Raw genomic sequence first — 15,073 nt, 5'->3', positions numbered from 1 at the left:
AAACCAACTAAATTGATGGGAAATAACTATTTTGACCACAACAGGAGTGGTAATTATGTTTAGGGACGTTGTCGAAAAGAGGCACACGCTCGAAAGGGTAATTGAAGAAGAGCTAAAACCTTATGTGAAAAAAATAGATGTTGAGGCTTATTATGCAGATCGCTTTCTAAGAAAACTTGGGGAAGCTGGATTGCTGTCATCCACGAATAAGTCTCAACAGGAAATTTTATTGAGTGAGATGCGTGTGGTAGAAGAAACCGCAAAAATATGCATGACCACTGCTTTTTGTCTCTGGTGCCACCTCGCTGCTCTAACTTATGTACGCCATACAAGTAATGAAACATTGAAAAATAAGTTTCTGTCATCACTCGAGAGTGGGGATATTTTAGGCGGAACAGGCCTGTCCAACCCGATGAAATATTATGCTGGACTTGAAAAACTGCACTTAAATGCGAAACCGACAGAAGGTGGTTATATTCTTTCCGGTGTTCTCCCCTCTGTTTCCAATCTTGGTGAGAAGCAGCATTGGTTTGGTGTTATTGCGGGTGTTGATGAGAACAAGCTCATTATGTGTTTCATCCCTTGTGATGCAGAAGGATTAAAGCTGAAAGAAAAAGTCGAGTATCTTGGCGTCAATGGTAGTGCAACATATGCTTGCTCCTTTAATGAAGTATTTGTGCCTAATGAATTGGTTTTGTCTGAAAATGCATCTGCGTTTGTGGAACAGATTCGGCCCGCCTTCATTTCATATCAAATTCCACTTGGCCTCGGTGTGACACAAGCTTCAATCTCTTCGATTGAAAAAGTAGGGCAAAAGCAAAACGGCTGTAATCGTTTCCTAAAAAAACAATCATGTGACTTGCAAGAGGCCGAACGTCAATTACAGGAAAAGGTTAAAGACTTGTTCAGTAATGAAACGCTGAATTGGAAAGAGGTTGCTCGAATTCGCCTTGAAACCGTATATCTTACACTTGAAGCTGTTCAAGCCAGTATGCTTCACAATGGTAGTGCAGGATATTTAAGAGACAGCGCACCCTCACGCAGACTCCGCGAAGCATATTTCTTTGCCAACTTAACACCAACCGTGAAACACTTGGAAAAAGCTCTTCATTCATAAAAGAAAGTCATTCGTAGCATCATCTTTATGGACTTTAAACTAGCACTTTCATGAAATGATTAAAGCCTAATTTCTCACTACTGTAAGCGAGAAATCAGGCTTTTTTTACCTTCGGTTATTAGACATTCAAGAGGAGCTCTTCCCTCGCCTGTATTAACCATGGATGTACTAACTTTAGCTTATTTCTTTGGTCCCAAATGTAATTAAGATAAATCAGTATAGCTTGGTCTATCTCATTTTCGTACACTTTTGTTCTCATTTCTTGTAGGTATGTATGTTCCCCCGGTAATTCCCAAGATATCTTATCCGAGACAAACAAAATCTTATCTGTCGTTGTGGCATTGGACTTATTGGGTTGTGTAAGGTAAGTATTTTAGAAGCAAGATTATAAAGTAGAAGAAAAGGGAGTTTTAATTCACAATTAAGATAAAATGATCCTTTCATGAAAATAAGTGACCATGGCTATTTACTAAGAAATTAAAACAGCCAAACGATTGAAACAATACGCTTGGCCGTTTTAATTTCTATGCATTTTACTAATAGACTTGATTCAAACTAATAGGTCCTAGACTACCATAAGATCCTTGGAATTCTCCTTTAAGGACATAAGTTCCTGGACTAAGATAACCTACTGAATACTCGACAGGACTTGAAGAGGTTGGCCCAATATTTGCGGTAATCGAGAAGACTTTATTAAGTTGACCGGAGGGCCCTTTGGAATAAAGCGATAACTCAACGGTTTCATTCGTAGAGCTCCAAAGTCCAACACTTAATTTATATTGAGCAGATTGGCTAACTGTCAAATCATGTGATGTTGCAGTATAGGCAGCAAATGCGCTAGTAGAGAAAGAGAAGCACGCTAGTAATAAGATCATCACTACTTTTTTCACTAAATTCACCTCCCTTCTTGTTATGGAGTATCAGTAGAGAAAAGGTATGTGGTCAGATTAAAAAGTAATATTTTAACTATTATATCAAAATAATGATTTAATGCATATATATTAAATTTCTGAATTATAAATTCCCATAAGTAACCTCCTCCATGAAATTAGCAATCCATTTTGGTTTCTTTCCCAGGAAACTGTATGCCCCAATCATGAAATAATGCCTTTAATTCATTGGTTGTGTTGGCAATAAACTTCTCTACTACTTCTTTCGAAAAATAGATCGGCTTAATCTTAGGCTCATTCCCAACGTCCTGAAGCCATCCTATCTTTAAATCTCTATATTGATTTACTTCATTCTCTGTGACTAATGGTTCTACTAAATATGCTTCAGACTGCTGTAATCTATGAATCGCGTTGTGAGCTCCCTTCTCAGATCTCAGCAAATTAAACTCTAATTGACTCATTTCACGATTATATGTTTGCCTAATGTCTTTTCTATCTCCGAGGTAATTACTCTCGAACTCAATATATACATTCTCAGTCCACCTTAAATCTACATATATATGAGCAAAGTAGCCCAGAATAAAATCTCTCCAATTTTGTTCCGTGTTAACACTCAAATAACGCAAACAATTCTCTTTTATGACCTCGACACTTGGAAGTATGTCTTCACTCACAAAATGAGTAACTCCTTTTTCTTTTCTGGTCACATGTTCTCTCATATGTATCGCGTCTGGTGCAATACTGCCCAATAAAAAATGAGGAGAAGGATTGGATAGAGACAGTCGTATAGCAATTGCAAAATGAACCATTGGCCAAGGCAATTGTGTTTACCTCCTTTATATTTCTGCCATCGAAAAAATTTAACGCATGGCATTAATCTTGCCCAACTATCGTATCTCGTTTAAGCCCTGAATATGTTGTGAATTTCGGTGATCCACCAACCTGTAAAATGGCATTTACCATGTCACTTGATCCGGACAAAGTTCACTCCTATCATATATTTTCGGTGTTAATAGTATGTTATCCGAAGTTAGGCAGAGTGCGGTCCACACTGATATTATTGATAATCAATTATTTTGTCTCTAACTCTCGTTATTACACAAAATACAACCATGACACGACAAGTATACTAAATGCTTCTCACATTTAGGATATCATAAGGTATGGTTGGATTTTCATCGTCCTCATCAATTTTTGACCACTCAAAATAATGATTCATATTAATAAACTGTCTATTAAACGCGTCTATCATTGTCTTAAAATGATCAAGTTTATCGATTACCCAATCTTTTCGTGGCTCATAACTTAATCGATCCCACCCCATACCACGAGTAGCAGCAGTAATGGTTCGAACCAGAAACTCCTTTTCGGATATGAAATGATCCAAAGTCCACGGCATCTCATCAATATCAAAACCAACCGTACCTATTCCTACAACCGATTGATCTCGTTGAGCTAACCAAATGATCAGCTCTCTTTCACGATTACTCTCAGCAATGATTGATCCGCTTATTACAAGGACTTCAATGAATACTGACATTAATCCGTTAGACATCGATATCGAATCCACGATACCCCGTTGGTTTTTAGGCAACGATATTGTGTTTCCCATATATCATTTTGGCTCCTTTCACCTCTTAAATACTATAATGGGCCAAAATTAACAAACCAAGCATCATCAGAGAAATCATTCCACAGAAATACATGTCCTCCGCCTTTATTTCGCTGTATCTGATTGAATTAAATTATGTATCGCTCCTAAGAATCCATGTCACAGCATCTCGGATATGATCTGCAATGTAATCGGGTTCAACATCTATCCATCTGTCTCTATACGTATTCAGTGATTCTTCCCCCCAGCCGGTCTTTACGAGTATTTTCTTAGCTCCAACAGCATGTGCAGCCATCATATCCGTGTCTCCCACGTCACCTATGACAACACATCTGGACAAATCCAATCCATACTCTTCAGCTGCTGTTCGTAACATCCCTGTACCCGGCTTTTTACAATCACATTTTTCGTTGCTGCCATGTGGGCATATAAAAGCATCATCAAAGCCGTATTCATCAAACTGTCGTTTAAATTCCTCTATGGTAGCTTGTCCTCGTGAGATCCTGTGCTGATTCGTAAAAGCAAATACTTTTAACCCTGCTTCTTTCAGTTCGTGAATCGCTTCTTGAGCACCTTGGTACACTGTAAAATCTCTCGGATGAATAAAATGCCCCGTTCCACCAATAGTACCATCTCGATCGATAAATACAGCTTGATAACAATTCATCACATATACCTCCCATGGAATAGCTATTGAAAGATGCGAATACCGAGCTTTGTTTTCCCCTCGCCATCGATTATACATTGTTTCAAAACTTATCGGTATGCACAAAAAAACCGGCCGTTTAGGCCGGAAATAAGAAATATGTTCGTCACTTTTTCTTATTAATGGAATATTATGCAAAGTAGCTCATATAATCATCACTGGTAAGCCAGTCTCCGCTGATTCATTGGCAGCCAGAGTTACTTCAAGTGTATGCATAGCTTCTTCGTACGAAGCAAGGATCAGACTGTTATCTCCAGTCTCAATAGCACGAATAAATGCATCATCCTGCTGCTTATAAAAATTTCCTGTTCCCTGCCACGTTATCGTTCTTCCCGGTTCTGTTATCGTAAGCTTCATGCCGTCAATGGAGAGGCGGAAATCCCGGCCCATAATCTCGAAGGACGACCGGTCATCCGGCTGCGGTAGAAAGCCGGTATCGATATGTCCAAGCGCTCCGGATGTGAAGACTAGATTAACGGAGGCGGCATCCGGCGTGGTAATACCCGGAACATCGCGATTCAGCAACAAGGCCATATCTGCATACACTTTTCGAACTCCACCAGCCAAGTACACCATCAGATCCACATTATGCGTCGTCTGCTCGACAAGCTGCCCGCCCGATTTGGCATGGTTGATCCACCAAGCTGAAGGAGGTAAGCCGCCGAAACGGTGTGCACGAACCATACCGATTTCTTTTCCAGCTAGATACTGTTTCGCACGCTGCACTGTTTCCATGTATCTCAGACAATATCCTGTACTTGTCAGTATTCCCGCTTCCGATATGACGGCTGCTTTCTGTCTCACCTGTGCCATGTTTAGACCAAGCGGCTTTTCCACAAGGAGATGGATACCCTTTCGTGCAGCCTGTTCTTCGATATCGTTGTGCGCAAATGGAGGTACACATATAAACAGCGCATCTAAGTTCTCCTTCTCCAACATGCTGCTCACCTGAGTGTAAGCCGCGGCTCCATATTGATTGGCAGCCGTTTCAGCCAGATTCGGTACGATGTCGCATATGGCGACCAACTCTGCTCTCTCATTTGCATGAATATGCTTAAAATGTTCTGCAGCGATAACCCCTGCACCGACAACGCCTATGCGAATCATTGACAGTCCCCCTTGGTTATTTCAGATTGGCCGACCATTTTTCTGCACGTGCTTGCAAGTCATCCAGGAACTTCTGGATATCCGGTGCATTACCTGATGCTGCCTGGCTGATAAACCCGTTTACCGCTGGCGCAATATCGCTCATATAGAATGGATTGGCCTCATCCATCAATTCAGAATGACCGACCTCTGCAATCTCGAGTGCCTTTTTCACAAATTTATCTTCCGCTGTCACAAAATCAGCATTTTTAAGGGTAGGCGTATAAGAGAAAGTCTCATACATATATTTTTGAGTCATATAACCAGAAAGGAATTTTAACACTTCCCATGAAGCATCTGTATCCTTTGCATTTTTCGCCATGACAAACGGATCCACAGCAACCCAGCCTTCACCCTTTGGTCCCATATTCAATACCGGTTCAAAACGGTCTAACAGCTCCTTATTCTGTTTGGTACGGTATTCACTCATCGTAGAACCACCCGTAGAATCCAGGGCGATGGCGATATTATTCTTTTCCAGACCAAAGTTTTCAGCACCTTGAGCATTCACAAAGCCTGCTGGCGGAAGTGCTGCCGCTTCTTTGAGCCATTCCATCACCTTTACCATCTCTGGTGTATTCAAATGCCACTTAATATTCTTGGTGTCCTTCAGAGAACCTTCTGCACCCTTTGCGCCAAAAGCCAAGGTAAGAGCTACGAATGTCGATCCATTGAGCGAGTTACCACTCCAGTACACTCCAAAGTTGTCTTCTCCCGTTTTTGGATTTTTACCGGTCATTTTTTTAGCCTTATCCAATATTTCTTCTGGAGTCGCCTTCGCAGATAACGCTTCGATTCCCCAATCTTCAAACAGTTTTTTGTCGTAGATCGTCATTCTCCGCCCAAGAACTGCAGGAATGCCGAATTGTTTAGCTCCATCAGGTGATTTGGTACTATAGGAGTTGTTCATGATGCCTTCCAAATAAATTTTCGGGTCAAATGATTTATCTTTTTCGATCAAATCATCCAGATCGCGCAGCAGTCCTTCCTGATACCACTGGGAGGCAAAAGCTCCGCCTGTATAGAGTATATCCGCATCTCCAGAGAGCAGCATCGCCGATTGTTTCGCCTTCACGTTCTCCCACGGAATCTGGTAAATCTCGAGCTTAATGTTCGGGTACATGATTTTGAACGTTTTATCCAGATACTCATTCAGGCCAATCGTCGGATTTCCTGTCAATGCATCAATTCCGTTTTCGAGCTGCCAGCCGGCCAATGCAACGCGAACCGTGCCTGACATGTCAGACACTTTTTCAATTTTGACGCCGCCAGTTACATCCTTCCCTGAGCTACCCGAGCATGCGGCCATTGTAAACACGAGCATGAAGGACATGATGAGTAACAAAGCCTTCTTCATAACCTTTACACCTCCAAAAGTAATAGACTTTCTATTTGCTCTTTACTGCTTGATGCCGGATAAAGCAATGCTCTCGATGATATAACGCTGAAGGAATAAATACACGACAACGACCGGAATAAGACTTATCGTCGTCGCGGCCATAATGATAGCCGGTTGTTGATTAATACCATTGTTGTACGTGAACATAGCCAAACCGATTTGTATGGTGTATTTAGCAGCAGTCTTCAAAATAAGCAGCGGCCACAACATATCATTCCAGACACCAAGAAACAGTAAAATGACCATGGTTGCAATAATAGGTGTGCACAGCGGCAAGTAGACCCGGCTGAACACGGTGATTTCCTTGGCTCCATCCAGTACGGCTGCTTCCCTTAAACTGCTCGGCAACTGGTCAAAGAACGCTTTGGCCAAAAATGTTCCAAATGCATAGTTCATCGCAGGAAGATAAAATGCGAGATAATTATCAACAAGACCTAACTTGCTGAAGAGCAAATACTGTGGAATCATCGTCATCTCGAATGGAATCATCATCGTGCTCAGCGCGAGCAACAGCACCAGGTTCGCCCCTTTGAAGCGGAGCTTGGATAAGGCATAGCCCGACAACAAGGCTGAAAGCGAACTAATGATAATGACCCCACCGCTGACAAAGACCGAGTTGCCGATATATTTGAACATTTTAATATTGGTGAAAGCCGCTTCGAATGTCCTAATCGACGGTTCCTCGGGCCAAATCTTGGGTGGAAACGATATATTAAGCCGCGCCCCCCAATCGAAGCTCGTTACAAGCATCCAGAGAAACGGCACAATCATAAGAAACGAACCTAAAAACAGAACAATGGTCAGTATAAGCTGACTTAAAGATATCCTTTTGCGGCGAACGGTTACTTTGGGTATTACTGTATCGGCCATGATTTCCCTCCTATCCTTTTTACTGACGGTCTCACTTATTCAAATACGGTCCTTGTGTTAATCCAGACTGTCTTTACGCCGGTTAAGAAGCATGAGAAATACCGTCAGCACGAGGATAATCAGGAACAGCAGATAAGACACCGCCGTGGCAAGCCCCATCTGTGAAGCCAGAAATGCATTGCGGTAAATATACAGCACGACCGTCATCAGACTGCCTCCCGGATTACCGGCTGTACCTCCGATCAGCCAAACGTCTGTAAATCTTTTCATACCGCCGATAGTTCCCATAATGAGCATAAAGACAAATATGGGCCGCAAGTAAGGAATGGTAATATAGAGCCACTTACGGTACGTACCCGCTCCATCCACTTCTGCAGCTTCATATAGATCACGGGGAACACTTTGCAATCCAGCCAAAAAAATGATTGTGTTATAGCCAAGCGCACCCCATAGGCTCATCAACACAATGCTGTACCGGGAAACTTCCGGATTCGTAAACCAGCCAACCGGCTCGAGACCGATAAAACTGATCACGAAGTTGATCAACCCTTCCTTTGAAGGAAAAAACAAGAATGAGAATAACAGGCTTGTTGCGACTCCAGATACTACATTAGGAAGAAAGTAGACCGCTTTGAAAAAATTTTTTCCCAGATGCCATTTCAAGTTGTTAATCAGACTTGCGAGAATGAACGACAAGGCAATACCAAGCAGTACAGACCAGATGCCCATCATAAACGTATTTGTAAGCGCTTGCCAAAATAAAGAATCTTCTAAGGCATAACTGTAATTACTCATACCTACCCATTTTCCATTCAAAGCAAGACCTGATGTCTGGTGAAAACTCATAAACAGAGCAGCAAACATCGGATAAATGGCAAAAGCAAGCACACCGATAATCAAAGGAGCACTAAACAAGTAACCCATCCAATCATTTCGTGTAAATCTGAACTTCCTCTTAGACATAGTCCTTTGATTGGAAAGGTATTTCCCTTCTGGGGTGGATGACAAACAGCCCCTCCTCCTCTCTAGATTGAGATCCGGATTGAATGACGAATGGATGCACGCTCGCTCTAATCCATTCTGTAAATGGTTATGTGGACGAATCCGGAATATGTTGTTTTTTTTATACGTCAATTTATTACCGCAAGAAGAAACGTATCTGGCATCCTACATAAGGATGAAGAGCGTTTCTTCGAAAAAAAACCAAAAAACTGCGGGATTTCCGCAGGTTCTGGTTGCAATTCCTTCCATCCTGCGGACCTATTTATAACAGCAGGCTTATTGTCAGCAAATTAAACAAGGCCAACGGTAGAATAGGATTGAAAGGCGCATAAGGTCCCGGGTTGAAACCGGGGGAAAATCCTGGATAGAAACCACGCATGCTATCAGGTGGATCCATACTCAAATACACAAAATTCACATCCACCCCTACTACGACACCCACGATAATCTCATTGTGCACCGTGTGGACTTGCACTTTTCGATTAACCACGTTTTTCATCGCATGATGTACTTTTTCCATATGTTGTTTCATCGAATGTGCGGTATGTTCATCGCATTGGTAAACGACATGGTGACTCGGGTATGTTGTTGTCATATGTTCACTCCTTTAATCGTCCTTACCCTCATTGTATGCATATGCCAGATACAGGGTGTATGCCTATTTGTTTTTCGTTTAAGGGCAGGCAGATTAGGGTAAAGTAGTCCCAATAAAGGAGGAGATTATATGTCCGAAATGAGATCAGAGAATGGGCGTTTTTATTTCGAGGAGAAAGGAACTACAACAGCCGAGGTTTCATTTTCACCGATGGGAGTTCAGGTCATCAGTATCGACCACACATTTGTATCCCCATCGCTGCGCGGAAAAGGAATTGCAGAGCAGCTAATCCGTGGAGTCATCAGCCACGCCCGCAGTGAGAATCTGAAGATTATTCCTTCTTGTTCTTATGCAGAGCATCATTTCGACAAGTTTCCAGAAGATCGTGATGTATTACAATAAATGTTCTGTTTTCGTAATAAAAAAACGATTTAGTCTTTTAGCGTCTCCTAATTTGGGAAAAGATTTGTCGTATGGACGTAAAGAAGGGGCTGTCCCGAAAGTCATCACAGATGACCAGAAGACAACCCCTTTTTTTGTTATGAGAGATCATTTAAAAATCCGATTTGCGCCGTTATATTTAGGTCCCCAATAGGAGCTGTTTATGCTGGCAATCGTTACTCCGCTGCTAGTGGCAGAAATAAATTTATTGTCACCGATATAAATGCCTACATGAGATGTTGAAACTTTGTTGGTAATGAAAAATACGAGATCCCCTGGTTTTAGATTGCTCTTTGACACTGGAGTTCCGTAATTGTTATGCATCGATACGGAGCTATGAGGTAGACTGACACCCATCTTGCCATACACATATTTCACATAACCGGAACAATCAAATCCGGTGGATGGCGAGGCGCCTCCCCATATGTATTTGGTTCCAAGATACTGCTTAGCAATCGAAACAACCTGATTTCCTTTGGAGCTGTTATGTACTGGTGCTGTCCATGCAGGAGCATGATTTTTGCCATCAGTACTGATGATCGCAATTTTATTTCTAGAATCCCACTTCAAAGAATAGCCGAACGCTTCCGAGACAAACCGAACAGGCACAAAAGAACGGCCATCAACGACCCGCATGCTTGTGTCCATTACAACTTGCTTAGAACCAACTAAAGCTATATTGGAGCCGGATTTGAGTACGATAGTCTTGCTTCCCTTTTTAATCGTTACTTTGGATCTTGAAGAACTAAGCTTCTCATGCTCAACGGTAGAGCCCATCTTCTCTGCAATCATTCGAATAGGTACCTGAGTGAATCCTTTACTGTCAACAAAAGGTTGCTCGTCTGGAAAAGAAACTAAGGAATCGTTAATTTGTACCTTAATTGAAGAAGTAGCAGCGCTCACGTAGTCAGGACTAAGAACTAATGTTGAGACGACAATCGCCCCTGAAAGTAATACCGATTTCAGTAAGTTATTCATGATGTTATGTTATCCTCCCTGTTGCTTCCGAGGTTAGTTGACGGATTCGGAAAGAGGTATTTCCTAGTTTACAAGAAGAAACATTCACCCCATATAAAGCTCCCCCGTACCAAACGTTATGCTCGTCTGGATTCAGCACTAAATAAACCAAGCTAACTATTTTAAAGTAACATACCCAGCTCTTTGATATAGGTCGAAATTGTGTCTATTTTATGAAATTATGAACAGATTGTAACTTTTGGAGCGGAATTGATACTTTTTCGATACTTATATTACTATTTAGTCACATATAAAATTTCCCATGGGAATTCTAGCTTGACTTTTTCCAAAAGTAAACCGTATATTAATGTCATACCCTCTTAATAAGGAGAGATTTTGATGTCGGTGGTCGTTCTTAACTAACCAAATTTCATACGATTGGAAAATTCCTTTTTTTCATGGCCTGAAAAGGCTATGTTTATTTTCTTATGGTTTTTTCCATCTGTGTAATTAGTTAAGAACAACGGATATCAATTGAAGCCCGGGAGGTCTATCCTGTTTTGGCGTCTTTTCATCCGTGCTGAGTTCAGCACGGATTTTTTGGTAAATAGGACTGCGTACAGTAAGTGCTGGCAGCTTTATTTCCTGTGGAGACGATCAACTTCAAGGCGGACTGACTAAAGGCAGAGAGTGAACCTACGTTCATTCTCTGCCTTTTTTTTGTTTTTCACGGGCTCTTTCAGGCAAATATACACCAATACAAAGGAGTTTGATCCCAAATGAATTTAGCTACAATGAAATTGCTGCAATACGACAAGGTCCAAACCGAACTGGAACGCTTTGCCGTCTCATATCTCGGGAAAAATCACATTCGTGAGATGACCCCTCTCACCCAGATTAAAGCAATCCGGCTTAGGCTGGATGAAACTTCTGAAGCTAGTACACTGCTCCGTGCAGGGGCAAGTATACCGATCCCTTCCTTAGAGGGGATAGAACCTGTCCAGCAACTGCTCGGGACTGGTTATGTGCTTACTGAACGCGACTTCGGCCATATTCAGCAATTTCTGCGCAGCTGCAGACAGCTCATACGTTATATGGCCACCAAGAGCGAAATTGCTCCAATGGTAGCCTCATACGCCTCTTCAATGTATGAACTCCCTTCATTGCTCTCAGAAATCGAACGCTGTATTTATAGCGGCCGTGTTGTTGATGGTGCAAGTAAGGAACTTGCGAGAGTCCGCAAAAAAATCGCTGTATCTGAAGAGCGAGTCAAGCGAAAACTCGACAGTTTACTCAGCAAACACCGAGCCATCATGCAGGAAAGTCTGGTCAGTAAACGTAACGGCAGGTATGTTCTGCCCATCAAGAAAGAACACCGCAAGCAAGTTAACGGGGTCGTGCTGGATGAATCGGCAAGCGGACAGACGGTTTACATCGAGCCGAGCGATGTCACAAGCCTCCAGCAGGAACTGAGCTTTCTGCAAACCGAAGAAGCCCGGGAAGAGACCAAAGTACTCAGTGCATTGACCGAAATGGCTGAGAAATACAGTCACGAATTGAAACTGAATGCAGATACTGTCGGAATGTACGATTTCATTATCGCTAGAGGTAAATACGCCCTGTCCATCAGCGGACGAAACGTCGAACTTAATGATCAAGGGATCATTGCGCTCAAGCAGGCCACCCATCCTCTGTTGGGGCCGGGTATGGTCCCACTGGATTTTGCAATCGGTCGTAACTACAAGTCCCTGATCATAACAGGTCCGAATACAGGCGGTAAGACATTAACACTCAAAACCGTTGGTCTGTTAACCATGATGGTTCAGTCGGGTCTGCTCATTCCTGTTCAAGAAGGCAGTCAATGCAGCATATATGAACAGATTTCAGTCGATATCGGAGACGGTCAAAGTATTGAACATGCGCTTAGCACCTTTTCGGCTCATATAAGAAACGTCAATCACATATTACAAACCGCCAATGACAAAACACTGATATTACTGGATGAGATGGCTTCAGGCACGGACCCTGGAGAAGGTATCGGCCTCTCGATCGCCGTGCTGGAAGAGCTGCATCGCCGCAGGGCTACGGTTGTTGTTACGACTCACTTTACAGAAATCAAAAATTTTGCACGTATAACTCCTGGGTTCGAAAACGCGCGGATGGAGTTTGACACGGAGACACTTGAACCAAAATACCGGTTGAAAATCGGGGAAGCCGGACAAAGCTATGCATTTGTCATTGCCGAGAAATTGGGGATTCCTTCAGCAATCATTGCACGTTCCCGAGAAATATCTGAAGCTGGAGTAGGTCATGAAAATACGATGTTCCCCAGTTACAACGTCACCACGAATGAATCTCATACAGATGAGACTCATGAACTTGCTGGCAAATGCGATACGGATGATTTATCAGGTCGGGAAACCCACGATTCTGACACTCTCTCTGTTCAGGAAAGCCAGAGTTTAGAAGGTATACCCGAAAAAACAGCTTGCAGCGAAGATCAAAATCAAGAGAAAAATCATAGCCCAAAAACCCCTGCTTATCAGCTTGGGGACAGCGTGTACGTATCGTCCTTGAACAGGACTGGTATCGTCTGTGAAGCTCAAGATTCGCGCGGTATGGTTGGCGTGATGATCCAAAAACAAAAGATCAAAATCAACCACAAACGCCTCACACTGCATATTGCAGGTAAAGATCTGTATCCTGAAGACTATGACATGGATATCGTTTTTGAGAGTAAAGAGAACCGCAAGAAACGGAAGTTGATGAACCGAAAGCATGTCGAGGGGCTAACCATTGAAATAAAACCTGAATCTTAAAGGAGGACATAACTATGATAAGAACAGAAGAAATCCAAGATTACTCCCAAGTGGAACAACTGCTAAAAAGCGCGTTTAAGAGTGAGGCCGAGCCTCGACTTGTTGAACGTATCCGTAGCTCCGTAATCTTTATTCCGGAATTGTCCATAGTATCCGAGACGGATGGACACATTACCGGGCACATCATGCTCAGCGTAGCTGAAGTATTAGACGATGATCAGTCATATCGAGTGGCCTGCCTTGCTCCTCTCGCTGTGGAGCCGACCTTACAGCGTAAAGGGATTGGCGGGGCGTTAATCCGAGAAGCTCTGAACAGATGCCAGCAATTCAACATTCCGTTAGTATTTCTGATCGGGCATCCTTCGTATTATCCGCAATTCGGTTTTGTTAAGGCTGGTCGTTACGGCTTTCAATTGAAACAGTTTGAAGTTCCAGAAGAGGTCTTTATGGTTTCCGAAATAGAGGAAGGTGCTCTAAAAAGTCTCAAGGGTGAGCTCCGCTATTCCGACGCCTTTTTGGACTTGGAATGACTTACTTCTCAAAATCGATAACGACTGTCCCTCATCGATCATCGCCGTAACCAGATTTGTGGCAATGTCCGCGGTAAATGTTGTACAATAAAGCTTAAATGACAATTTGAAGGATGGTTTTCAACATGTATGTAGCTGATGATTGGAAAGATTATGAAGTTATAGATACCGGGGGCGGAGAAAAGCTCGAACGTTGGGGTGATGTTATTCTGCGCCGCCCGGATCCGCAAATTATTTGGCCGCTCAACAATGACAACGGAGTATGGAGAAACGTTCACGGCCATTATCACCGCAGTTCGTCAGGCGGCGGAAACTGGGACATGAAGAAGCAACTTCCTGAACGTTGGAGCATCTCCTATGACCAGCTTAAATTTCACATCCGTCCAACGAACTTTAAACATACTGGTCTTTTCCCCGAGCAAGCTGCTAACTGGCGCTGGATGATGAACAAAATTGCAGACGCCGGTCGTCCAATCCGTGTCCTCAATCTGTTCGCCTACACTGGAGGAGCAACCGTTGCTGCAGCCAATGCTGGCGCACAGGTAGTTCATGTAGATGCAGCGAAAGGCATGGTACAGTGGGCGAAGGAAAACGTGGCTTTGTCCGGTCTATCAGACCGCCCTGTCCGCTTCATTACGGATGATGTGTTCAAATTCGTACAACGTGAGCAGCGCCGCGGAAACAAGTATGAAGCTATCATTATGGATCCCCCATCCTACGGCCGGGGTCCAAGCGGAGAAACTTGGAAGCTCGAGCAAAGCCTGTATCCATTCTTGGAAAGCTGCCTCGATATCCTGTCAGATAATCCGCTCTTCATGCTGATTAACTCCTATACAACGGGTATTTCACCTACCGTACTTAAAAATATGCTGTCCATGACCATGCAGCCAAGATACGGCGGCAGCATCAGCGCGGGTGAGATTGGCCTGCCGATCACCAACTCCGGACTTAATCTGCCTTGTGGAATTTTGGGACGCTGGGAGTCGTAG

15 protein-coding genes and 1 riboswitch are annotated in these 15,073 nt (G+C 43.0%); of the genes, 5 read left to right on the top strand and 10 right to left on the bottom strand.

All coding sequences use genetic code 11. From position 1 onward, the window contains the following. The first annotated feature begins 55 nt into the window (after positions 1-55). Positions 56-1,117 (top strand): acyl-CoA dehydrogenase family protein, encoded by a 1,062-nt coding sequence (locus tag MNQ98_RS11735; protein ID WP_241933325.1) that lies wholly within the window; start codon positions 56-58, stop codon positions 1,115-1,117. Positions 1,118-1,653: 536 nt separating this feature from the next. Here the strand turns inward: MNQ98_RS11735 and MNQ98_RS11730 are convergent. From MNQ98_RS11730 to MNQ98_RS11690, 9 genes are all read right to left on the bottom strand, one after another. Next, complete coding sequence (locus MNQ98_RS11730) at positions 1,654-2,007, bottom strand: hypothetical protein (protein WP_241933324.1); 354 nt, start codon at positions 2,005-2,007, stop codon at positions 1,654-1,656. Positions 2,008-2,165: 158 nt separating this feature from the next. Next, entirely contained in the window at positions 2,166-2,828 is a 663-nt protein-coding gene (locus MNQ98_RS11725; RefSeq protein ID WP_241933323.1) for a hypothetical protein, read from the bottom strand. A gap of 308 nt (positions 2,829-3,136) precedes the next feature. Next, on the bottom strand, positions 3,137-3,619 hold the full coding sequence (locus MNQ98_RS11720) for a hypothetical protein (RefSeq protein WP_241933322.1): 483 nt from the start codon (positions 3,617-3,619) through the stop codon (positions 3,137-3,139). A gap of 133 nt (positions 3,620-3,752) precedes the next feature. Further along, positions 3,753-4,286 (bottom strand): HAD-IIIA family hydrolase, encoded by a 534-nt coding sequence (locus tag MNQ98_RS11715; RefSeq protein ID WP_241933321.1) that lies wholly within the window; start codon positions 4,284-4,286, stop codon positions 3,753-3,755. 183 nt (positions 4,287-4,469) lie between these two features. Then, entirely contained in the window at positions 4,470-5,432 is a 963-nt protein-coding gene (locus tag MNQ98_RS11710; RefSeq protein WP_241933320.1) for a Gfo/Idh/MocA family protein, read from the bottom strand. Positions 5,433-5,448: 16 nt separating this feature from the next. Beyond that, complete coding sequence (locus MNQ98_RS11705) at positions 5,449-6,828, bottom strand: extracellular solute-binding protein (protein WP_241933319.1); 1,380 nt, start codon at positions 6,826-6,828, stop codon at positions 5,449-5,451. Between the two features lie 42 nt (positions 6,829-6,870). Then, positions 6,871-7,740 (bottom strand): carbohydrate ABC transporter permease, encoded by an 870-nt coding sequence (locus MNQ98_RS11700; RefSeq protein WP_241933318.1) that lies wholly within the window; start codon positions 7,738-7,740, stop codon positions 6,871-6,873. A gap of 57 nt (positions 7,741-7,797) precedes the next feature. Then, on the bottom strand, positions 7,798-8,748 hold the full coding sequence (locus MNQ98_RS11695; protein ID WP_241933317.1) for a carbohydrate ABC transporter permease: 951 nt from the start codon (positions 8,746-8,748) through the stop codon (positions 7,798-7,800). A 256-nt stretch (positions 8,749-9,004) separates the two neighbouring features. Further along, positions 9,005-9,337: a hypothetical protein gene (locus MNQ98_RS11690; RefSeq protein WP_241933316.1), complete on the bottom strand. Its 333-nt coding sequence runs from the start codon at positions 9,335-9,337 to the stop codon at positions 9,005-9,007. Positions 9,338-9,466: 129 nt separating this feature from the next. Between MNQ98_RS11690 and MNQ98_RS11685 the strand changes: the two genes are divergently transcribed. Beyond that, positions 9,467-9,739 (top strand): GNAT family N-acetyltransferase, encoded by a 273-nt coding sequence (locus MNQ98_RS11685; RefSeq protein ID WP_241933315.1) that lies wholly within the window; start codon positions 9,467-9,469, stop codon positions 9,737-9,739. Between the two features lie 147 nt (positions 9,740-9,886). Here the strand turns inward: MNQ98_RS11685 and MNQ98_RS11680 are convergent, their stop codons facing one another. Next, the gene (locus MNQ98_RS11680; RefSeq protein WP_241933314.1) at positions 9,887-10,756 is read right to left on the bottom strand and encodes a C40 family peptidase; all 870 of its coding nucleotides are present in this window, start codon (positions 10,754-10,756) and stop codon (positions 9,887-9,889) included. Positions 10,757-10,763: 7 nt separating this feature from the next. Then, positions 10,764-10,904: riboswitch (cyclic di-AMP (ydaO/yuaA leader) on the bottom strand. 610 nt (positions 10,905-11,514) lie between these two features. Here MNQ98_RS11680 and MNQ98_RS11675 point away from each other — a divergent pair. From MNQ98_RS11675 to MNQ98_RS11665, 3 genes are all read left to right on the top strand, one after another. Further along, a complete protein-coding gene (locus MNQ98_RS11675; protein ID WP_241933313.1) occupies positions 11,515-13,554 on the top strand; it encodes an endonuclease MutS2 in 2,040 nt (679 codons plus the stop codon). A gap of 14 nt (positions 13,555-13,568) precedes the next feature. Continuing rightward, complete coding sequence (locus MNQ98_RS11670) at positions 13,569-14,084, top strand: GNAT family N-acetyltransferase (protein ID WP_241933312.1); 516 nt, start codon at positions 13,569-13,571, stop codon at positions 14,082-14,084. Between the two features lie 125 nt (positions 14,085-14,209). After that, a complete protein-coding gene (locus tag MNQ98_RS11665) occupies positions 14,210-15,073 on the top strand; it encodes a class I SAM-dependent methyltransferase (RefSeq protein ID WP_241933311.1) in 864 nt (287 codons plus the stop codon).

The organism is Paenibacillus sp. N3/727 (assembly GCF_022637315.1).
GTDB lineage: Bacteria > Bacillota > Bacilli > Paenibacillales > Paenibacillaceae > Paenibacillus_AQ > Paenibacillus_AQ uliginis.
The sequence above is the reverse complement of the archived record's forward strand: the minus strand, read 5'-3'. Positions and strand labels throughout refer to the sequence as shown.